We start from the raw sequence: 21272 nt of genomic DNA, 5'->3' as shown, positions 1-21272 counted from the left end.
TATGTTTGCGCAACCATTTCGTGGTAGCTTATCTCAAAATTCAAGCCAACAGGAGACTTTTCATGAATAAAAATCGACGCCAGGTGATGCAATGGCTTGCCGCGGGGGCGGCAGCGGCCTCCCTTCCCGCACTCGCCATCGGGGCAGAAACCCCTTTGAAATCAATCGCCGCAGCGAAAGGCATGCGTTTTGGGAACGCCCTCGGCTACGCCCATCGCAAGCCCGCCTATCTCGAACTGATGGCGCGTGAATGCAACACTATCGTTGCCGAGAACGAAACGAAATGGCAGGCCGTGCAGCCCAGGCCCGGCCAATTCGACTTCACCCGCGCCGATGCAATGTTCGAATGGGCTCGCGCCAAAGGCATGAACGTGCGTGGCCACACGCTGGTGTGGCAACCGTCCAAATGGCTGCCTGACTGGGTCAACCAGCACGATTTCGGCGCTGCGCCGGCGCGTGAAGCCGAACGCCTGCTGCAAGCCCATATTGGCGCCGTTACCCGCCACTTCGGCGACGGCATCTATAGCTGGGACGTCGTGAACGAGGCGGTCGATCCCGATACCGGCAGCATGCGCAGCAATGTGTTCACGGAACGGCTTGGCGCCATCGAGCAGGTGGATTTGTGCTTCCGCCTCGCACGCGAGCAGCTGCCGTCGGCGCAGCTTGTGTACAACGACTACATGCGCTGGGATGAAGGCAGCACAAAGCATCGCGCCGGCGTGCTGAAAATGCTGCAGGCGCTGAAGAAGCGCGGCACGCCGGTGCAAGCGCTCGGCATCCAGGGCCACATCGGCTCCTGGGACGATTCCCGCAATGCCTCGCACGACCTGGTTGAATGGCGGCGCTTCCTCGACGAAGTAACGGGCATGGGACTGGATCTGCTGGTCACGGAGTTCGACGTCAACGACCGCAAGCTGCCGGGCGATATCGCAGCGCGCGACGCGGGCGTGGCGGCACTGGCGCGCGACTTCCTTGACGCGACGTTCAGCTATCCACAGTGCCGCGATTTCCTGCTGTGGGGGATGTCGGACGATATCAGCTGGCTGCAAACCTGGCACGAGGCGCCGCGCACCGACAACTTGCCAATGCGGCCGTGTCCTTACGACGCGCAGCTTCGCGCCAAGCCATTGCGCGAGGCGATTGCAGGGGCGCTGCGAGCGATGCCGCAGCGCTCCGCCGCTTAGAGCCGGGGACTTTCCTGCGGGCCGAGATAGCTTGGCTTCAGCCCGCCGGCATCCAGCACCAGTTTCTGCAGCACTACGCCAGGCGAGATCGCCCAGAATTTGATGGTGTGGGCTCCCGCGCTGCGCACGGCATGGGTGGTGCGGAAGGTCACCGCACCATCGCTCACCGAGCGCTCCCACACAGCCAGCGATGCATCGGCGTGCATGTTGACGATTTGCGGCGCTTCGTTGTCGATCGACACCGCGAACTTCAAACCTCCACCGGGCTGGAACTTCTGGGTCGGCGCCAGCGTGGTATGCAGGGTGAACCTGCCCGGCTTGGCAAGCGCGACGTCATACTCAAGGCGCATCGCTTGCGGCCCAGCCAGGCCGCCTGTCGCGTGGACCGGCAATGCGGTCATGGCCGACAAGGTGCGGCCATGATCCGGAACCAGAAGCCAGGAGCGTCCCGCCGGTGTCACCTGCCGCGTAAAGTGGGCCGCCTCGATCGATACCACACCGCCAGTCTCCACGAACCGGCCGCCCTGCCCGGCTACGGCCGTTTCGACCGCTACCTCGCGCTGCCGGATCGGAACACGGACCATGGCCCGCGAGCCGTCGTCGCCGCTGATGGTCAGCGTCGCTTCGCGCGCATCACGCGGCACGTCGGCCCATCGGACGTCGACGCTGATCCGCTCCTGCACTGCCACACTGCCTTCGGTGCGCGACAGGACGAGCCAGGGCTGGTCAGCAATAATGGTGAAAGACAGCGGCAGCGATCCCCGATTGAAGACTTCAACATGGCGCGCCCGCTTTTCGTATGCGTCCAGCGCCGGCAAGGCGAGCGCTTCTGCTCCCGGGCCAGGCCACACGGCCGCGTGCCCTTCAACGGCTACACCGAGCGCGCCGGCAGCCGGCAACTGCACTTCGTTCACGGCCGGCATTACGTTCAGCGGCGGCTGGTTCCAGTAGGTGTAGCCAAGCCTGGTCTGCGACATCATGTGGTTCCATTTCCCACCGCGCAGCGCATGGTATTGCTCCGACAGCGCAGCATCCTGGCGGAACAGCTCGCGTGCACGCTCGGCCAGTACATTGGCAGCGGCCCTGCCCTGGCGGGCATACAAGCGGTTCATCCCAGCCGTTGCGTACAGCTCATTGACCACGGCGCCGGCTTTCACCGGATACAGCACCAGTTCGAAGAAAGCATCGCGCTTCGCCTCCGGCAGCTGGCCATTGATGCGCTCTGCCTTCTCGGCCAGCGCGCGATATTCCCCCACCACGCGCTCCGACTCGTTGTAGTTCACCAGGCTGTAGGTCTCCGGTTCCAGTTGCTCTGGCTTGCGTCGACCGTTGTACTTGGTGTACTTCGCGACGATGTCCGCGATCTCCACGGCATGCTCCGGGCCGAATTCGCGCGCCGCCCACTGCTGCAAGTACTCCTGCAGGCGCGATGCCGGCCATGCATCCGGCTTCCACGCATAGCTCAGGAAGAACTCGATCGGCACCTCCATCGGCTTGAGGTCGCCGACATTCACGATCCACAGCTTGCGGGCGTCGTATTCCCACGCCAGGTGCATCTGCTCCCAGATCTTCGGGATCGGCGTCACGTTCAGCCACTTGTACGAGCGCGGGCCGCCGACGTAATCGAAGTGGTAGTACACGCCCGCACCGCCTGGGCGCTTGCGCTCTTCCTCTGTCGGCAGGCGGCGGATATTGGCCCAGTTGTCGTCGCACCACAGCAGGATTACGTCATCCGGCACGCGCATGCCCTTCTCGTAATAGTCCTGCACCTCCTTGTACAGCGCCCATACCTGCGGCGCGGCAGGAAGCTTCGACAGCATCTTGCGCTGGTCGCCGACAATGCGCTGCAGCAGCGCGACGTTGGATTCTTCCGACATCGGCTCATCACCGTCGCCGCGCATGCCAAGGGTGACGATCTTCTCGTAGTCTTTCGCACGCACAGCGCCTTTCCACCAGAAGTCCTTCAGCACTGCCTCGTTGCGCGAATAATCCCACGGCCCCTTGCCGTAGCGCGTCCACTCCTTGTGGGCGCGCGCCATCGGTTCGTGGTGCGAAGTGCCGATCACAACGCCATATTCATCGGCCAGCTTGCCGTTCAGCGGATCGTCGTCATAAAACGCCGCGTCCCACATTGCAGGCCACAGGTAGTTGCCGCGCAAACGAAGGATCAGCTCAAATACTTTTTCGTAGAACTGGTGGTTGTAGCCGCCGTAATGCTGCTTGGCCCAACCGGTCAGCGCCGGCGCTTCGTCGTTCAGGAAGATGCCGCGGTATTGCACGGCTGGTGCATCGCTGACAGGCGCCGGCAGCGCTGCGTAAAGCGCGTTTGCGCGTTTTACGGGCACGTCGGCCCACCAATACCAAGGCGATACGCCGATCTGTTCCGACAGCTCGTAGATGCCGAAAATGGTGCCGCGCTTGTCGCTGCCGGCGATTACCAGGGCGCGCTCGACGCCAGGCATCGGCTCCGCCACCGACTGCACCAGCCAGCCCTCCCATTTACCCGCGATAGCCTTTGCATCGAGCTTGCCGGCTTTCACCAGACCGTCCACCAGATGGCTCTTGCCCAGCGTGCCGATGATGATCACGTCCTTGCCGCGCGGCGTAGAGTTCTCAAGCGCTGGCCGAACGCCGCTGACTTGTCCGATGTCCTCCTGCAGCGAGGCTGCCGCACGCAGCACGCCGGCATGGTCGCCGGCATCGACGTATAGCGTGGACGCGCGGCCAGCTTCCACGAGCACGACAGAGCCCGGAGCCGCAGCCGCACGCTCAGTCGCAATGAAAGGTTTCTGTCCGAGCGCATGGGCCGATCCGGCAACGCCGGCGACGAGCAATGCAACGGCGAGCAACAGTTCGCACAACCGCCTCATTTCGCAGCCCCGCAAGAGCGCAAGGCGTTCAGCGGCAACGCTTCCGCCATTGCGCGATAGCCGGCAATCGAAGGATGCAGGCCGTCGCCAACATCGAGCGCTTTCAGCAGGCGCTCCGGCTGCGCAGGATCGCGCAATGCCGCATCGAAGTCGGCCACCGAATCGAACACACCCGACGTGCGTATCCATTTGTTCAAGGCCTGGCGGTCTTCCTCATTATGCGGCGCAGGGCGATAGTAATCGCTGCCGGTATACGGCGTCACCGTCGCACCGATCACGCAAATGCCCTGGGCATGGGCGCGCTCCACCAGTTGGCGATGCGCCACCTTCAAAGCTTCCAGCAGGGCCGCGCGTGCGGCAGGCGTATCTTCGCCGGCGCGGTGCTGGCCGCCCAGGTCATTCACGCCAATCTGCACCAGCGCGTGCGTGACGCCGCTGCGCCCCAAGACGTCGCGCTCGAAGCGCGATGCCAGGTTGGGACCCAGGCCATCGCGCAGCAGGCGTCCACCGCCGATGCCGGCATTGACCACGCCGATGGTCATCTTTTCCCGCGCCAGCCGCGCCACCAGGAAGTCGGTCCAGCGGTCATTGCCATCGGTCGTGGTGCCATAGCCGTCCGTGATCGAATCGCCGATCGCCACCACCGCAGCAGTGCCGCGCGGCGCCTGCACCTCGATATCTGCCAGAGCGTACCAGCGCACCACCTTGCCCGCCTCCGGCCATTTCGCTTCCGCCTCATGGCGACCCGCCAGCGTAAAGCTGGTAGTGCGCGAACCGGGATGGCCGGTCTGGCGCGCAGGTTCGCCCTTGAAGTAATAGGACACTGCCAGGTCGGTCCCGGCTGCGTGCGGCAGTTCAACTGGATCGCTGTAATACTCGGCGCCGGCGGGGATCACGACCGCAGCCTGGCCGCCGAAGGTCAGGGGGCGGATTGTCGCAGCGTCAACATCGGGGGAGCCGGCCGTCACCGCACGGGCAATGCTGGCAGCTTCCAGCGCCAGCGGAGCGGTACCGAAGGCATTACTGACGCGCACCCGCAACACTTTCCCTCCGAGCGAGGCACGCACCACCTGGCGCAGGCTGCCATCGCGCCATTGCGCGGCGGGTAATTCATTGGGTCCTTCAGGCACCATCTGCGCCGTACCCCACGACGCAACCCAGCGCCATTGCGGCGTTGCCGCCCCGGCGCCGGCAGCGCCAGCCAGCAGGGCCAGCCCCGCAATCCATGCACACAACTTCTGTTGACTTGCCCGCATAAATACCTCACACTTGAGAAATGGTAGCGCTATTCATTTTAGGGTAATCAAATGGTACACGCAACAATTCAGGGCAGCGGCAGCACGCCTGCCATCGTCGAAATGCGGGTGATTCCGGTCGCCGGCCACGACAGCATGCTGCTCAACCTGTGCGGCGCGCACGCGCCTTATTTCATTCGCACCGTCGTCATTCTCAAGGATAGCGCGGGCCGCACCGGCGTTGGCGAAGTACCTGGCGGCGCCGGCATTACCAAAGCGCTGGAAAAAGCCATTCCGCTGGTGGTCGGCACCGAAACCGGCCGCTTCAACCGCACCCTGAACGCCGTGCGCGCCGCGATCTCCGGCAAAGGCAGCGGCATGCAGCACCAGGTCACCTCCGCCGCCGAAGCCGCAGTGCTCAAGCAGCCGCACGAAATCAACCTGCGCCTGGAGAATGTGGTCACCGCCATCGAAGCGGCCCTGCTCGACCTGCTGGGCCAGCACCTGGGCGTGCCGGTGTGCGAACTGCTCGGCGCCGGCCAGCAGCGCGACAGCGTGCCGATGCTGGCCTACCTGTTCTACATTGGCGACCGCCAGCGCACCGACCTGCCTTACCTGTCCGGCAGCGGCAGCACCGGCTGGTACGCTGCCCGCCACCGCGAAGCACTGACGCCGGCCGCCATCGCCGACCAGGCCGCGGCAGCGGCAGATCGCTATGGCTTCCGCGACTTCAAGCTGAAGGGCGGCGTCATGCGCGGCGCCGAGGAGATGGAAGCCATCGCCGCCATCAAGGCGCGCTTCCCCGATTCCCGTGTAACCCTCGACCCTAACGGCGCCTGGTCGCTCGGAGAAGCGATCGCCCTGTGCCGCGGCCAGGGTCACCTGCTGGCGTATGCCGAAGATCCATGCGGCCCCGAGGACGGCTATTCCGGCCGCGAGGTCATGGCCGAATTCCGCCGCGCCACCGGCATTCCAACCGCCACCAATATGGTCGCCACCGACTGGCGCCAGATGGCGCACTCGCACCTGCTGGGGGCTGTCGACATTCCTCTGGCCGATCCGCATTTCTGGACCATGCAAGGTTCGGTGCGGCTGGCCCAGCTCTGCGCCGAATGGGGCCTGACCTGGGGCTCACACTCCAACAACCACTTCGATATTTCGCTGGCCATGTTCACGCATGCGGCGGCTGCGGCGCCAGGCCGTATCACCGCCATCGACACCCACTGGATCTGGCAGGAAGGGCAGGAACGCCTGACCGTTAATCCGCCGCAAATTGTAGCTGGCGAGGTAGCGGTACCAGAGGCGCCGGGCCTGGGCATCGCGCCGGATATGGAGCGCATCGAAGCTGCGCACGAACTGTTCAAGAAGGTCGGCACCGGCGCGCGCGACGACGCGATGGCCATGCAATACCTGGTGCCAGGCTGGCAGTACTCGCCCAAGCTGCCAAGCCTGGGCCGTTAAGAATTCAAAGGAGACTTTATGCAAACGATTAATGCATCGGCGTGCCTGCCGCACGACCTGGAAGATGCCCTGCTGGTGGGGCGCGTGTGGCGCCCGGCGCCGGTGGATGGCCCCTGCGTCGTCGTGGTACGAAATGGCGTGGTATTCGATATCACCGCGCATGTGGCCACGGTAGCGGACCTGCTGGACCGTCCGGACGTGCTGCAGTTCGCACGCGATGTGGACGGCGAACAGTTGGGCAGCGCCGAGGAACTGATCGGCGCTGCACTGGCTGGTGACGTCAAAGGCGTGCGCCTGCTGGCGCCGTGCGACGTGCAGGCCATCAAGGCTTGCGGCGTGACCTTTGCCGTCAGCCTGCTGGAACGCGTGATCGAAGAGCAGGCCGGCGGCAATCCCGCTCGCGCCAATGCGCTGCGCGCGGAACTGCTGTCCACCATCGGCGGCGATTTGTCCAGCATCAAACCCGGCTCGCCGGAGGCAGAGCAGCTCAAGCGCGAATTCCAGGCGCGCGGCGCATGGTCGCAATACATGGAAGTGGGCATCGGCCCCTTCGCCGAAGTCTTCTCGAAATCCCAGCCCATGTCGGCAGTCGGCTTCGGCGCCGATGTCGGCCTGCACCCTGCCTCGCAGTGGAACAATCCGGAGCCGGAGATCGTGCTGGCAGTGAACAGCCGCTTCGAAGCTGTCGGCGCGGCCCTGGGCAACGACGTCAACCTGCGCGACATTGAAGGCCGCAGCGCACTCCTGCTGGGCAAGGCCAAGGACAATAACGCTTCCTGCTCGATCGGCCCCTTCATCCGCCTGTTCGACAGCAGTTTCACCATGGGCGACGTGCGCAACGCCGAAGTCCGCCTGGCGATCGAAGGCAGCGACGACGACTTCGTGCTCGACGGCCTTAGCCGCATGTGCGAAATCAGCCGCGACCCGCTCGACCTGGTCGCGCAAACCGCGGGCGCCCACCACCAATACCCGGACGGCTTCATGCTCTTCCTCGGCACGATGTTCTCGCCGATCAAGGACCGCGGCCAGAAGGGCGCCGGCTTTACCCATCACCTGGGCGACCGGGTCACCATCAGCAGCGCATCGCTTGGCGCGCTGGTCAACCACGTGCAGCGCAGCGACCAGCTGCCGCCGTGGACGTTTGGTGTCCGTGCCCTCTACCGCAACCTGGCACGCCGCGGCATCGCGGCAGGAGAATAAATACATGACAGCAGCAGCAAGAAAACCCGTGGTGTACGCCACCTACCCCGACCTCGCCGCCAAGCGCGTCGTGATCACGGGCGGCGGCACCGGCATCGGCGCGGCCATCGTGGACGCCTTCACCAAACAGGGCGCGCACGTTGTCTTCCTCGATATCCAGGACGAGGCCTCGAAGGCGCTGGAGCAAAGCCTGGCAGGTGCGCAACATCCGCCGCGCTTCATCCATTGCGACCTGACCAACCTCGACGAGGTCGGCGCCGTGTTCCAGCAGATCGAGCGCGAACTCGGCCCGGTTGAAGTCCTGGTCAACAACGCCGCCAACGACAACCGCCACCAGGTGGAAGACGTCACCGCCAAATACTGGGACGACAGCCTGGCCGTCAACCTGCGCCACCAGTTCTTCTGCGCGCAGGCTGTGGCGCCGGGCATGAAGGCTGCGGGCGGCGGCGTGATCCTGAATTTCGGCTCGATCTCCTGGCACCTGGCGCTGGGCAAGCTGTCGCTGTACATGACCGCCAAGGCGGCAATCGAAGGCCTGACCCGCGGCTTGGCCCGCGACCTCGGCGCCGACGGCATCCGCGTCAATTGCATCATTCCCGGCTCGATCAAGACGCCGCGCCAGATGGCGCTGTGGCATTCGCCGGAAGACGAAGCCGCGATCCTGGCCGCCCAGTGCCTGCACGAGCGCGTGGAACCGGATGACGTGGCTGCGCTGACCCTGTTCCTCGCCTCCGGCAACGCAGCGCGCTGCTCCGGCCGCGATTACTTCGTCGACGCTGGATGGTACGGATCGTGAGCTCGCCGCAATGCATCTGGGAAGTCGGCGCCACACTGGCCGAAGGGCCGGTCTGGCATGCCTCCGAGCGCGTCTTCTACTTTGTCGACATCAAAGGCCGCCGACTGCATTGCTGCAATGAAGACGGCGGCGATCGCCTGAGCTGGGAGGCGCCTGCGGAAATCGGCTTTGCCCTGCCGATGGTTGGCGGCGATTTCATCTGCGGCCTGCAGGGCAAGCTGGCGCGCTTCACCATGGCCGGCAAGTTCGAGACCGTGCTGGAGATCGAAGCCGGCCAGCCGGGTAACCGCTGCAACGACGGCTACGTCGATGCCAACGGGCGCCTGTGGTTCGGCACCATGGACAACGGCGAATCCGCTCCCACTGGTTCCTTGTACTGCCTCGATGCACGCGGCCTGCAAGCCATGGATGGCAACATCATCATCACCAATGGCCCCTGCCACAGCCCGGACGGCAAGACCTTCTACCACACCGACACCCTGGCGCGCGTGGTATATGCCTACGACAGCGCAGCTGACGGTACGCTGTCGAACAAGCGCGAATTCGTACGCTACGCGCATGGCGTGCCCGGCCACCCGGACGGCAGCGCGGTCGACGCCGAGGGCCACCTCTGGATCTCCCTGTTCGGCGGCAGCCGCATCGAACGCTATGCGCCGGACGGCAAGCTGGCGCAAACTATCCCGATGCCCTGCCCTAACATCACCAAGGTCGCTTTCGGCGGCGCCGACCTGCGCACGGTCTTCGTCACCACCGCGCGCAAGGGCATGAGCGAAGAAGCCCTGGCCGCACACCCGCTGGCTGGCGGCGTGTTCACCTTCCGCGTGGACGTGCCCGGCCTGCCGCAACATCAATTCGACAGGAAAGCAGCATGAGCACCCGCCGCTATCGTTCGCAGGACTGGTTCGACAATCCGGACCACATCGACATGACCGCGCTGTATCTCGAGCGCTTCATGAACTACGGGATCACGCCGGAAGAGCTGCGCAGCGGCCGCCCGATCATCGGCATCGCGCAATCGGGCAGCGACATCAGCCCATGCAACCGGATCCACCTCGACCTGGCCAAGCGCGTGCGCGACGGCATCCGCGACGCGGGCGGCATACCGATGGAATTCCCGCTGCACCCTATCTTCGAGAACTGCCGCCGTCCCACCGCCGCCATCGACCGCAACCTGGCCTATATGGGCCTGGTCGAGATCCTGCACGGCTACCCGATCGACGCCGTGGTGCTGACCACCGGCTGCGACAAGACCACCCCGGCGCAGCTGATGGCCGCATCCACCGTCGACATTCCCGCCATCGTGCTGTCCGGCGGGCCGATGCTCGATGGCTGGCTCGATGGTGAACTGGTTGGCTCGGGCGCCGCGATCTGGAAAGGCCGCCGCCAGTTGGCAGCAGGCCAGATCGACAACGAAAAGTTCCTCGAGATCGCCGCCGCTTCGGCACCGTCAGCGGGCCACTGCAACACCATGGGCACCGCCTCCACCATGAACGCCATGGCCGAAGCACTGGGCATGTCGCTCACCGGCTGTTCCGCCATCCCGGCGCCCTACCGCGAGCGCGGCCAGATGGCCTATGAAACCGGGCGCCGCATCGTCGAACTGGCGCAGCAGGACATCCGGCCGTCGTCGATCCTGTCGCGCGAAGCCTTCCTGGACGCCATCGTGGTCAATGCCGCCATCGGCGGTTCCACCAACGCCCAGCAGCACATCATGGCCATGGCGCGCCACGCCGGCGTCGAACTGCACGAAGACGACTGGATGACCTACGGCCACGACATCCCGCTGCTGCTGAACATGCAGCCTTCCGGAAAATTCCTCGGCGAGCGTTTCCATCGCGCCGGCGGCGTCCCGGCCATCATGTGGGAGCTGCACAAGGCGGGCAAGCTGCGCGCCGACCGCCCGACCGTCACCGGCCGCAGCATGGCGCAGAACCTGGAAGGCCGCGAGAGCGCCGACCGCGAAATGATCACGCCATTCGACAAGCCGCTGAAAGAGCAGGCCGGCTTCATGGTCTTGCGCGGCAACCTGTTCGACTTTGCGATCATGAAGAGCAGCGTGATCTCTGAAGACTTCCGCAACCGCTACCTGCGCCGTCCCGGCCAGGAAAACATCTTTGAATGCCGCGCCGTTGTATTTGACGGCTCCGGCGACTACCACGCCCGCATCAACGATCCTTCATTGGGCATCGACGAGAACACCATCCTGGTGATCCGCGGCGCCGGCCCGGTGGGCTGGCCCGGTTCGGCGGAAGTGGTGAACATGCAACCGCCTGATGCGCTGATCAAGAAAGGCATCAACAACCTGCCGACCCTTGGCGACGGCCGCCAGTCCGGCACTTCCGACAGCCCGTCGATCCTGAACGCCTCGCCGGAAAGCGCGGTGGGCGGCGGCCTGGCCTGGATTCGCACCGGCGACATGGTGCGCATCGACCTGAACACCGGCAGCTGCAATATGCTGGTGGACGACCAGGAAATTGAACGCCGCAAGCAAGACGGCGTGCCGCCCGTACCGCCTAGCCAGACGCCATGGCAGGAGATCTATCGTGCCACCGTGGGCCAGATGGCCAACGGCGCGTGCATGGAGCTGGCACTGGCTTACCGAGGCGTCGCGAACGACACGCCGCGCCACAATCACTGACCCGGCACGAACCGGGCCTGATAAAGAAAGAGGAGACATCCATGAACAGCATTGCCCTGGAAAATACCGAACCCAGTCATGAAGAGGAGAACACTGGCCTCATCATCCTTATCAGCTGCGTAGCCACCATCGGCGGCTTCCTGTTCGGCTTCGATAGTGGCGTCATCAACGGCACGGTCGACGGCCTGAAGCAGGCGTTCCACTCAACCTCCGCCGGGATCGGTTTCGAAGTCGCGTCGATGCTGCTTGGCTGCGCGATCGGCGCCTTCTTCGCCGGCCGCCTTGGCGACCGCTGGGGGCGCCGTGCAGTGCTGATCATTTCCTCCGTGATGTTCCTGCTGTCGGCGCTGGGCGCAGGCTGCGCGACGACATCGGCCGTGTTCATCGCCGCCCGCGTACTGGGCGGCTTCGCCGTCGGCGCGGCTAGCGTGATGTCGCCGGCCTACATCGCCGAAGTCGCCTCGGCGCGCTATCGCGGCCGTCTCGCAACCGTCCAGCAGATCGCCATCATCAGCGGTTTGTTCTGTGCCTTCCTCAGCAACTATATGCTGGCGAAAGCAGCCGGCGGTTCGACCGGCGTACTGTGGCTCGGCCAGGAGGCGTGGCGCTGGATGTTCTGGATGATGGCCATTCCATCCGCGCTGTTCCTGCTGCTCCTGCTGGCGATTCCTGAAAGCCCGCGCTTCCTGGTCGTGAAGAAGCGCACATCCGAAGCCATGGCCGTGCTGGAGCGCCTGTATGGCGCCTCCGCAGCCAAGGAGAAGTTCGCAGCGATCGACGTCTCGCTGTCCGAAGACCACCATCGCCCACGCCTGTCCGACCTGATCAACAAGGCAACCGGCAAGCTGCGTCCTATCGTCTGGGTCGGCATCGGCCTGGCGACCTTTCAGCAGCTGGTCGGTATCAACGTCGTGTTCTACTACGGCGCGGTACTGTGGCAGGCCGTTGGCTTCTCCGAGAGCGATGCGCTGCTGATTAACGTCCTTTCGGGTGCACTGAGCATTGGCGCCTGCATCGTCACCGTGTTCCTGATCGACCGCATCGGCCGCAAGCCCTTGCTGTGGATCGGCTCGATCGGCATGGCAGTGACGCTCGGGCTGGTCACCCTTGCATTCGCCAGCGCGTCGCTCGACGCAAGCGGCAAGCTGACGCTGTCCGGCTCCATGGGCGTGCTCGCGCTGATCGCCGCGAATGTCTACGTGATCTTCTTCAACCTGTCGTGGGGTCCGGTCATGTGGGTCATGCTGGGCGAGATGTTCCCCAACCAGATTCGCGGCTCCGGCCTGGCAGTCGCAGGCGCCGCGCAATGGACATCGAATTTCATCATCACGGTGACCTTCCCGATCCTGCTCGGCGGCATCGGCCTGGCTGGCGCATACGGTATCTACACCGTCGCCGCCGTGATCTCCCTGTTCTTCGTCCTGCGCTATGTGCATGAAACGCGCGGCAAAGAGCTGGAGCAGATGGAAGGCTAAGCAGGTTCAAGAAAAATATAAAACGAATACAACTACTGGAGACACAGCATGAAACGCAGGCAGTTCCTCACATCCCTATCCGGCGCGGCTAGCGTAGCCGCCCTCGGCACGCCGGCAGCCATGGCTGCCGCAGCGGCAAGGCCCCTGTACAAAGACCCCGCCGCGCCGGTGCCGGCCCGCGTAAAAGACCTGCTCGGTCGCATGACGCTGGAGGAAAAGGTCGCGCAAATGCTGTGCATCTGGCAGGAGAAAGGCATCATCCAGGACGCCAACGGTGAATTCTCGGCCGCGAAAGCCGCCAAGGCTTACCCGAATGGCCTCGGCATGCTGGCCCGCCCTTCCGACCGCCAGGGCGGCGCCGAAGCAGGCGGCGCCGGCGACAACGGCGCCCGCGCCAACCGCAACGCTCGGGAGACCGCAACCTACACCAACGCCGCGCAGAAATGGGCCGTCGAACAGACGCGCCTCGGCATTCCGCTGTTCATGCACGAAGAATCCCTGCACGGCTACGTGGCGAAGGACGCCACCAGCTTCCCGCAGGCGATCGCGCTCGCATCGACTTTCGACCCGCCGCTGGTACGCAAGGTATTCAGCGTCGCCGCCCGCGAGATGCGTGCCCGCGGCGCCAACCTGGCACTGGCGCCGGTGGTCGACGTGGCACGCGAACCGCGCTGGGGCCGCATCGAAGAAACCTTCGGCGAAGACCCGCACGTGTGCGCCGAGATGGGCAAAGCAGCCGTGCTGGGCTTCCAGGGTGAGGAACGCAAGCTGGCCAAGGACAAGGTGTTCACGACGCTGAAGCACATGACCGGCCACGGCCAACCGGAAAGCGGCACCAACATCGGTCCCGCCGAAGTCACCGAACGCACGCTGCGCGAAGAATTCTTCCCGCCATTCGAGTGCATCATCAAGGAAACCAATGCCGCCGCCGTGATGCCTTCGTATAACGAGATCGGCGGCCTGCCATCGCACGCCAACCACTGGCTGCTGCACAAAGTGCTGCGCGAAGAATGGGGTTTCAAAGGCCTGACAGTATCCGACTACTTCGGCGTCAAGGAACTGATCACCCGCCACCGCCTCGCCGACATGCCGAAGGACGCCGCCACGCGCGCCGTCAAAGCCGGCGTTGACATCGAAACCCCGGACGCCTTCGGCTACCAGCTCCTGCCACAACTGGTAAAGGAGAAAAAGGTCAGCGTCGCAGAAATCGACACCGTGGTGTCCCGCATCCTCGAATGGAAATTCCTCTCCGGCCTGTTCGAACAGCCTTACGTCGACGCCGCCGTTGCAGACAGCCTGACCGCCACGCCGGAGGCCGTTGCCCTGGCCCGCGAGGCTGCCGCGCGCGCCGTCGTGCTGCTGAAGAACGACAAAGGCCTGCTGCCGCTGGACGGCAAGAAGGTCGGCAAGGTGCTGCTGCTCGGCACCCACGCCAAGGACACCCCGATCGGCGGCTATTCCGACGTGCCGCGCCACGTGGTCTCGGTGTACGAAGGCCTGCAAGCCGAAAGCCAGCGCCAGGGCTTCCAGCTCGAATACCGCGAAGGCGTGCGCATCACCGAAGAACGGATCTGGGGCAAGGACGAAATCATCTTCACCCCACCGCAGACCAACGCCAAGCTGATTGCCGAAGCCGTTGCCGCCGCGCGCAACGCCGACACCATCATCATGGTCCTGGGCGACAACGAACAGACCAGCCGCGAAGCCTGGGCCGACAACCACCTGGGAGACCGCCAGACGCTGGATATGCTGGGCCAGCAGAACGAACTGGCCAAGGCCATCTTCGACCTCGGCAAGCCAACCGTGGTCTTCCTGCTTAACGGCCGCCCGTTGTCGGTCAACCTGCTGGCCGAACGTGCCGACGCGCTGGTGGAAGGATGGTACCTCGGCCAGGAAACCGGCCACGCCGCCGCCGACGTCCTGTTCGGCCGCGCCAACCCGGGCGGCAAGATGCCGGTGTCAGTAGCGCGCCACGTCGGCCAACTGCCGATCTTCTACAATCACAAGCCAAGCGCCCGCCGCGGCTACATCGACGGCAGCACCAAGCCGCTCTACCCGTTCGGCTATGGCCTGAGCTACACCAGCTTCGCATTCAGCGAGCCGCGCCTGGCGCAAGCCACCATCGCCGCCAACGGCAGCACGAAAGTCAGCGTCGACGTCACCAACACCGGCAAGCGCGCCGGCGACGAAGTGGTGCAGATGTACATCCGCGACGACATCAGCAGCGCTACCCGTCCCGTACTGGAACTGAAAGGCTTCCAGCGCATCACGCTGCAGCCGGGCGAGAAGCGCACCGTCACCTTCAACATCAAGCCGGCCGACCTGCAGTTCTACAACGCCGACATGAAGCGCGTTGTCGAACCGGGCAACTTCACCATTTCGGTGGGCCCGGACAGCGCAACCTTGAAATCGGCCAAACTGCTGGTCAGTTGACGCTAGAATGTCCACTTTCGAGTCGGGAGCGAAAGTGGACATCACTCAAGTCAAAGCCCACTGCGCCAGCCTGCCTGGCGCAGACAGCCTGCTGCATGCACCGCCGGTCAATGTACTAAGCTACAAGGTCGGCGGCAAAACCTTCGCCTACTTCAAGACCAGCGAACCGGAACAATGGCGCTTCAGTTTCCGCGCCACGCCCGACCGCTTCCTCGAACTCACCGGCATGCCCGGCGTGAAACCGGCCCGCTACATGGGCCGCTTCCATTGGGTCACGATCGTCGACGTGCGCCGCTTTCCGGAAGACTACCTGGTCGAACTGGTGCAATGGTCCTACGACAAGGCATTCTCCTCGCTGACAAAGGCACGCCAGCGCGAGATCAAGGCTTAGGGAAAGCGTAGGTCAGCGAATAGTTGCCGCTGCCCGAATACGACTTCACCTGCGCGTAGTAATAGCCCGCCGTGCCGTTGTAGCTGATCGACTCGCTGGACGTATTGCCCTCGCTGGAAGCGACCTTGGTCCAGGCGCTGCCCGACCACTTGTACAGGAACAGGTCGAAGTCGGCACCGGAAGGACCGCTCAGTTGCAGCGAGAAGGTGCCGGCGCCGGCCTGCACCCAGCCAGGCGACGCGCTAGGCGCAATGGCGCTGCCGCCGTTGGCCAGGGTACCGGTCTGCGTGACCGAACCGGAGCCGGTGTACTTGGCAAACACCTTCTTCACCGCGCCTTCATTCACCGCATGCCACGGATACCCCAGCGTGCGCATGCGCGAGTTCTCTGTCGGACGGTATTTGCCCGAGCCGCAGTACTGCGCGCCCACGAAAGTGCCGACAGTACCGTTCGGGTACACGCCAAGTCCGGTCGGCACTGCGGTGCTGCCGGAAATCAGGCTGCCCCATTTGACGGAACGCGTGCCGTTCAGCGACACGTTGACTTCGGTGGGCTCGCTGCTGGTGTTGCAGGTGCCGTACTCGTATTCGTCCGCCAATGCGAACGCCGTATGGCCGATTTCATGCAAGGCCACCTCGATCGACTGCTCATGCATCGACAGCGTTGCCACCGCGCCGCCGGAACCACCGTAGCGCGTCGAGTTCGCGATCACCACAATCACATCGCGCGCATCGGGCGCCAGCACGGAAGCCGCGATATTGGTCGCCTTGGTATTGTTCACGCACAGCAGGCGTTCGATGTTGTAGCAAGCGAATTCCCCATCCATCGCCGTATCGCGATAAATGCCCTTATCGAGTTCGTCCACGCCCGACTGGTTGCTGGCCACGTCGACGCGATGGATATTCATCGAAGCGCGGTTGGCATTGAACAGCGGATCGGCCAGGAAGCCATTGATCACCTTCTGCGCATCGGCGCGCCACTTATCCATTTCCGCAGCGGTGTAGCCGTCGCCGATGAAGACATAGTCCATATGCGTCGCCGCGCTGCCGTTGTTCAGGATGGTCGTCGCGGTGGCGGAAGGCGTCGCCGCCAGCATGGCCGAGCGCGAGGTCTTGCCGCTCGCTGCCGCCTGTTCCAGGGTGCCGCGATCGAAACGCGCCAGCGCCGCAGGTGCTGCAAGAGCCGTCTTGGCGCCGGTGCTGGCACCCTTCTTCGGCAGCACCTCCACGCTCGCGGTGGCTTTGTCGAATGGCAGCGACACCTCAAAGCTGCCCTCACGCTGCTGCACCGTGGTCGACAGGTCGATAGCGCCCGAACGCGGATTGAAGGTCTCCACGTGGCGGCGCAAGCCATTGTTGACGCTCACCTCATGCAGCACGCGGCCCTGGGCATCCTTAGCGACCACCACCCACTGGTCATCCTCCGCGCCCTGGCGCACATTGGGCGTCACCGCAAACTTGCCCACTTCCGCATGCAGGGGTTTGAACTCCGCCCCGCTACGGCCTTCAGCAAAGCCGATGCGCAGCGAGATATTGTCGGCCTGGGCAGCACCCGCTGCCGCCAGCGCGAGAAGCATCAGTGAATTTCGAAGTAAAGCCATGTTCTCTCTCCATTTGTTGTGGTTTGGAACTGGAGATTCTGTGGCCGATCAAAGAGGCGGCGCGTGCAAAAACGCGCGCAATTTGCACAATCCTGCTTTTAACAATTGTTACAGCGGCTGGCGCGCCACGCAGCAGGCGACAGGCCGTACTGCGTCGCGAAAGCGCGCGTGAAATGGCTGGCACTATGAAACCCGAACTCCTCCGCAATGTCGACAATGCGCGCCTCCCGGCCTGCGAGTGCCACACATGCCTGCTCCAGGCGCCGGGTCAGCACATAACGATGCGGCGGCAAACCGACCGCCCGATGGAACTCGCGCGAGAAATGCGCCGCGCTCATGCCGCACAGGGATGCCAGTTCCGCATTGGCCAGCGGCGCATCCAGGTGATCTGAAATATGCCGCAGCACGCGGCGCAGGCGCGCACCGCCGAGGGAGCTGTCGGCGCCCTGCGCCGGCCGCGAATAATGTTCGAGCAGGTAGCAAGCCAGGGCCATGGCCAGGTGGTCGCACATCTCCGCCGCCAGCGGCCCGGCCAGCGCCTGCGCATCGAGCATCTTGCGCACCAGGTCGAACACCATGCGGTCGGAAGTGAACTGGCTAGCGGCCAGCGTGGCATCGATATCCTCGCCGCGCTGCGCCGCCAGGCGGTCCAGCAGCTGCACCGGCAGGAAGACGTTGACGATATCGCAGCCGCTCAACTGGCTCCAGCGCCCCTGCTCCCCCGGCGGGCAAAGACGGAAGCGGCTGGCGCCGATGGTGCCGCCCCAGACCGGCGTATCGCCGTGCCATATACGCGCATCGAGCGGCTCCATCATCAAGGCCAGCCGATAGGTGCCCGGATGCGGGCTCACGGAACGGATGGCGTGTTCAGGCCCATCGCTGGTCCACCGCCCCAACGCAGCCCCTGATCCGGGAAGCGGCCCGACACAGGCATTCAGCGAGTGCACGCCCGCCATCCTGAACCACCGCTCAAGCTCTTCGACGCTCTCCATCGAAGCAATATACCCCACCTACAGCCGAGCCCGTGTCACACCATGGGGTCACACCCCAAGTGTGACACGGGCTCGGCTGGAATCAGCGTCCAGGCCGGGCGTTTCAGCACAGGAGTGTCGCTGCCTACCAACTTGGAATCCGCTGTGGATGGGCTATAACGATAATTGGACGCCAGTTTCCCCGCCAACCATAAGAAGGAGCCCCATCATGAAAAAAATGGCATTTGCGGTACTAGCGGTTTCCACCCTGCTGAGCGCCAACTCTCCAGCCAAGGATAAAGGCAAGGCCATGGAAGATGTGGTCTGGCCGGCCGAGTCGGTGAAATGGGAAGCCGGCCCGGTTGCCGGCACCAAGGTTGCTAAGCTGTGGGGCGACTGGATGAAAGGCGGCCCTTACGGCGTGCTGGTGAAGTTCGACGCCGGGCAGGTCAACGCCCTGCACCACCACACCCACGCGCTGAAGATCGTGATCATGTCCGGCACTTTCGTGCATAAATCCGATGGCGCCCCTGAAACCAAGCTGGGCCCCGGCTCTTACCTGATGCAAGCGCCCGGCAAAAAGCATGTCAGCGGCTGTGCAACCGGTGCAGACTGCACCTTCTTCATGACATCCGACGGCAAGTTCGAATTGATTGACGATTCGAAGGCCGCGGCAAGCGATAAAAAGTAGTCGAGAAACGAGTGAGGTCACATCTCGTGGCCTCAGGCCTTCCCGTAAGTGAGCATGAACTGCAAAATGGCGCGAATTTCCGCCTCAGTCGCGGAGGGAAGGTGAAATACGTCACGATCATCCCAGGTCATCTTGGACTCGGTCAGCTTGACCATGTGGGCGCCGAAGTGATCCATATTGAAGGCTGCCCCAAGCGCATGCCTACGCGGTGGCATCGTGTTGAAAATGATCCTGAAACTGCGGTCAGGCATCTGGCGAATCACCGGCTCGCAATTGGCATCGAAACCTCGCGCCTGGACTTCGCCATAGCTCCGGGCATGTTTTGCGATAATGGACGAATAGCTGAAGCGGCGCACACCGCCGTAGCGCTGGTTTACATGGATCGTGACATCATTGTCCAGCCTGACCTTGACAACGGCACCCTTCGCGTCTTTCGTCTCGACCTCGATCTCCTCGCCGCCTACCAGTGCATCAAACAGCTTGCGCTTGGCAGGGTGCAGGCGTGCCACGATTTCCGCATGATTGTTTGGCAAGTCATACAGGCCGCTGAACATCGACTCATGCAGGTACATTTTTCCATCATCGCCCACAGTCGTCGCGTCACAGGTGATTTGGAGGGATTCGGCCATAGCGCTCTCAAACAAAATGCAGAAAATACTGATTGTAGTATGCAATTGGCGCCTGACAATATTTCTGGGGCTGGCGCAAATAAAAACGCCACCCAATGGTGGCATTTTTGCAGCAGTTTGTTAATTAGACCCTACCAATTCGCGCCAGCGGGCTTCCAGCAATGCGTCTCGCCTATACTGGTGAGCCCGAACTACCCATCGTGGAGCATGACAACGTTGGGGTGGGATGCTACTTGCTGCAACCATATCGCCTCCTGGGCGCAACTGCGGGATCGCCAGACTGGCCGCAAGTTCTACTTCTTCTCCGTTCACTTCGACCACGAAGGCGAGGTGGCGCGCCGGGAATCGGCTAAGCTCATGCTGCGAAAGGTGAAGGAAATTGCCGGCTCCGAGCCAGTGATCGTGGCCGGCGATTTGAATTCCGTCCCGAGACCGAACAGGTTGCCATCATGAAGTCTCGGCTGGCCGATGCATTCGATATCAGCGCGAAGCCAGCCTATGGCCCGGTTGGTACTTTCAACAGATTTAAAATCGACAGCCCACTGACAGAGCGTATTGACCGCATCTTCGCCAGCCCGCACGTGAAGGTATTGAGCTACGCAACACTGACCGATTAACTCCACGGCCGCTTCCCATCCGATCACCTGCCTGTGCTGATCAAGGCCAGGATCAACTGAAGAGCCCGTGTCACCCTCGGGGTGTGACCCCATGGTGTGACACGGGCTCTGCCGTAGCGCAAAAAAAAACGCCACCCGAGGGTGGCGTTTTTGCTGGCGTTGAAGCGGATTACGCTTCGTCGCTGTGGTGCGGTTCGTCCGCTGGCAGTTCGGCCACGATGGCGGCGCGTTCTGCTTCCAGCAGCGCTTTGCGCTCTTCGGCTGTAAGCGTCTTGCCAGCACCGTCTGGACGCATTAACCACGCCCGGCCATGATCCAATTTTGGCACAGCATTTGTGCCCACAAATTTGATCATGGACACAAATTTTCAACCAGTCACTCAGCGCGGGCCACGCGGCAAATATCGCCAGCATTCCTTGGAGTTCAAGCGCGCGCTCGTCGAAATGACCTTGCAACCCGGCGTCTCGGTGGCGCGACTGGCGCGTGAGCATGGCGTCAATGCGAACCAGGTGTTCACTTGGCGGAAGCTGTACGAAGCAGGACAGCTTGTAGCAGCTGCGCCTGCGCAGTCCAGCGATTTGCTGCCGGTGGTCGTAGCGACGCAGGAACAGGTGCCGGAATCAGAAGCGGCGACTGGAACAATCACTCTTGAAATTGGACGTGTGCGGTTGCGCATCGAAGGCCAAGCCAACGCCGCCACGCTTGCTCAAGTATTGGAGCGTGTGCTGCGATGATCGGCCTGCCAGCGGGTACGAAGGTCTGGCTCGCAGCCGGCGTCACCGACATGCGCAGCGGTTTCAACGGCTTGGCGGCGAAAGTGCAGACGGCCCTGGAAGAAGACCCGTTCAGTGGCCACGTGTTTGTATTCCGTGGCCGGCGTGGCGACTTGATCAAGCTGCTTTGGTGGACCGGCGACGGCTTATGCTTACTGGCGAAGCGCCTGGAGCGCGGTCGCTTCATCTGGCCGCAAGCCAGCAGCGGCAGTGTCGCGCTGACTCAAGCCCAGTTGTCGATGCTGTTGGAAGGGATTGACTGGCGCCGGCCGGAACGTACCTGGCGGCCGCAATCGGCCTTGTAAACA

Annotated in this window: 20 protein-coding genes; 14 read left to right on the top strand and 6 right to left on the bottom strand. The window is 63.5% G+C overall.

Annotation, left to right across the window (positions count from 1 at the left end; translation table 11 throughout):
• Positions 1-62: 62 nt before the first annotated feature.
• Positions 63-1184 carry an endo-1,4-beta-xylanase gene (locus ACN9MU_RS03930; RefSeq protein WP_426344195.1) on the top strand — a complete coding sequence of 374 codons (1122 nt, stop codon included), beginning with the start codon at positions 63-65 and terminating at the stop codon, positions 1182-1184.
• Here the strand turns inward: ACN9MU_RS03930 and ACN9MU_RS03925 are convergent.
• Positions 1181-4054 (bottom strand): glycosyl hydrolase 115 family protein, encoded by a 2874-nt coding sequence (locus ACN9MU_RS03925; RefSeq protein ID WP_426344194.1) that lies wholly within the window; start codon positions 4052-4054, stop codon positions 1181-1183. The two genes, ACN9MU_RS03930 and ACN9MU_RS03925, sit on opposite strands and share 4 nt — an antisense overlap.
• Positions 4051-5310 carry an SGNH/GDSL hydrolase family protein gene (locus ACN9MU_RS03920; protein ID WP_426320608.1) on the bottom strand — a complete coding sequence of 420 codons (1260 nt, stop codon included), beginning with the start codon at positions 5308-5310 and terminating at the stop codon, positions 4051-4053. Before ACN9MU_RS03920 ends, ACN9MU_RS03925 begins: the two co-directional genes overlap by 4 nt.
• Before the next feature lie 51 nt (positions 5311-5361).
• Here ACN9MU_RS03920 and ACN9MU_RS03915 point away from each other — a divergent pair, with 51 nt between their 5' ends.
• Genes ACN9MU_RS03915 through ACN9MU_RS03880 form a run of 8 tightly spaced genes read left to right on the top strand, consistent with a single transcriptional unit; the run spans position 5362 to position 15683 of the window.
• Positions 5362-6750 (top strand): enolase C-terminal domain-like protein, encoded by a 1389-nt coding sequence (locus ACN9MU_RS03915; RefSeq protein WP_426167643.1) that lies wholly within the window; start codon positions 5362-5364, stop codon positions 6748-6750.
• Positions 6751-6768: 18 nt separating this feature from the next.
• Positions 6769-7950: a fumarylacetoacetate hydrolase family protein gene (locus ACN9MU_RS03910; RefSeq protein ID WP_426320606.1), complete on the top strand. Its 1182-nt coding sequence runs from the start codon at positions 6769-6771 to the stop codon at positions 7948-7950.
• Positions 7951-7978: 28 nt separating this feature from the next.
• Entirely contained in the window at positions 7979-8746 is a 768-nt protein-coding gene (locus ACN9MU_RS03905; protein ID WP_426323677.1) for an SDR family NAD(P)-dependent oxidoreductase, read from the top strand.
• Positions 8731-9618, top strand: a complete 888-nt coding sequence (locus ACN9MU_RS03900; protein WP_426320605.1) for an SMP-30/gluconolactonase/LRE family protein — start codon at positions 8731-8733, stop codon at positions 9616-9618. Before ACN9MU_RS03905 ends, ACN9MU_RS03900 begins: the two co-directional genes overlap by 16 nt.
• On the top strand, positions 9615-11384 hold the full coding sequence (locus tag ACN9MU_RS03895; RefSeq protein ID WP_426320603.1) for an IlvD/Edd family dehydratase: 1770 nt from the start codon (positions 9615-9617) through the stop codon (positions 11382-11384). Before ACN9MU_RS03900 ends, ACN9MU_RS03895 begins: the two co-directional genes overlap by 4 nt.
• The gene (locus ACN9MU_RS03890; RefSeq protein WP_426320601.1) at positions 11273-12859 is read left to right on the top strand and encodes a sugar porter family MFS transporter; all 1587 of its coding nucleotides are present in this window, start codon (positions 11273-11275) and stop codon (positions 12857-12859) included. Before ACN9MU_RS03895 ends, ACN9MU_RS03890 begins: the two co-directional genes overlap by 112 nt.
• Positions 12860-12907: 48 nt before the next feature.
• Positions 12908-15292, top strand: a complete 2385-nt coding sequence (locus ACN9MU_RS03885) for a glycoside hydrolase family 3 N-terminal domain-containing protein (RefSeq protein WP_426344193.1) — start codon at positions 12908-12910, stop codon at positions 15290-15292.
• Between the two features lie 34 nt (positions 15293-15326).
• Entirely contained in the window at positions 15327-15683 is a 357-nt protein-coding gene (locus ACN9MU_RS03880; protein WP_426167631.1) for an MmcQ/YjbR family DNA-binding protein, read from the top strand.
• Here ACN9MU_RS03880 and ACN9MU_RS03875 read toward each other — a convergent pair.
• Positions 15673-17283, bottom strand: a complete 1611-nt coding sequence (locus ACN9MU_RS03875; RefSeq protein ID WP_426320597.1) for a M64 family metallopeptidase — start codon at positions 17281-17283, stop codon at positions 15673-15675. The genes ACN9MU_RS03880 and ACN9MU_RS03875 overlap by 11 nt on opposite strands.
• A 98-nt stretch (positions 17284-17381) precedes the next feature.
• A complete protein-coding gene (locus ACN9MU_RS03870; protein WP_426344192.1) occupies positions 17382-18275 on the bottom strand; it encodes a helix-turn-helix domain-containing protein in 894 nt (297 codons plus the stop codon).
• Positions 18276-18483: 208 nt separating this feature from the next.
• On the opposite strand from ACN9MU_RS03870, the gene ACN9MU_RS03865 reads away from it, so the two are divergent.
• Positions 18484-18945, top strand: coding sequence for a cupin domain-containing protein (locus ACN9MU_RS03865; RefSeq protein ID WP_426344191.1), 462 nt, complete (start codon positions 18484-18486; stop codon positions 18943-18945).
• A 32-nt stretch (positions 18946-18977) separates the two neighbouring features.
• On the opposite strand, the gene ACN9MU_RS03860 is transcribed toward ACN9MU_RS03865, so the two are convergent.
• Entirely contained in the window at positions 18978-19574 is a 597-nt protein-coding gene (locus tag ACN9MU_RS03860; RefSeq protein WP_426344190.1) for a hypothetical protein, read from the bottom strand.
• Between the two features lie 39 nt (positions 19575-19613).
• Here ACN9MU_RS03860 and ACN9MU_RS03855 point away from each other — a divergent pair, with 39 nt between their 5' ends.
• Positions 19614-20027 (top strand): hypothetical protein, encoded by a 414-nt coding sequence (locus ACN9MU_RS03855; protein ID WP_426344189.1) that lies wholly within the window; start codon positions 19614-19616, stop codon positions 20025-20027.
• Entirely contained in the window at positions 20024-20191 is a 168-nt protein-coding gene (locus tag ACN9MU_RS03850; RefSeq protein WP_426344188.1) for a hypothetical protein, read from the top strand. Before ACN9MU_RS03855 ends, ACN9MU_RS03850 begins: the two co-directional genes overlap by 4 nt.
• 169 nt (positions 20192-20360) lie before the next feature.
• Here ACN9MU_RS03850 and ACN9MU_RS03845 read toward each other — a convergent pair whose 3' ends face one another.
• Positions 20361-20486, bottom strand: coding sequence for a hypothetical protein (locus ACN9MU_RS03845; protein WP_426344187.1), 126 nt, complete (start codon positions 20484-20486; stop codon positions 20361-20363).
• Between the two features lie 58 nt (positions 20487-20544).
• Here ACN9MU_RS03845 and tnpA point away from each other — a divergent pair, with 58 nt between their 5' ends.
• The gene (tnpA, locus tag ACN9MU_RS03840; RefSeq protein ID WP_426344186.1) at positions 20545-20925 is read left to right on the top strand and encodes an IS66-like element accessory protein TnpA; all 381 of its coding nucleotides are present in this window, start codon (positions 20545-20547) and stop codon (positions 20923-20925) included.
• Positions 20922-21269: an IS66 family insertion sequence element accessory protein TnpB gene (tnpB, locus tag ACN9MU_RS03835; RefSeq protein ID WP_426344185.1), complete on the top strand. Its 348-nt coding sequence runs from the start codon at positions 20922-20924 to the stop codon at positions 21267-21269. Before tnpA ends, tnpB begins: the two co-directional genes overlap by 4 nt.
• The last annotated feature ends 3 nt before the right edge of the window (positions 21270-21272 follow it).

The organism is Pseudoduganella sp. R-32, from assembly GCF_049913245.1.
Taxonomy (GTDB): domain Bacteria; phylum Pseudomonadota; class Gammaproteobacteria; order Burkholderiales; family Burkholderiaceae_D; genus Rugamonas.
Note: the sequence above shows the minus strand (reverse complement) of the source record. Positions and strands in the feature narration are given on the sequence as shown.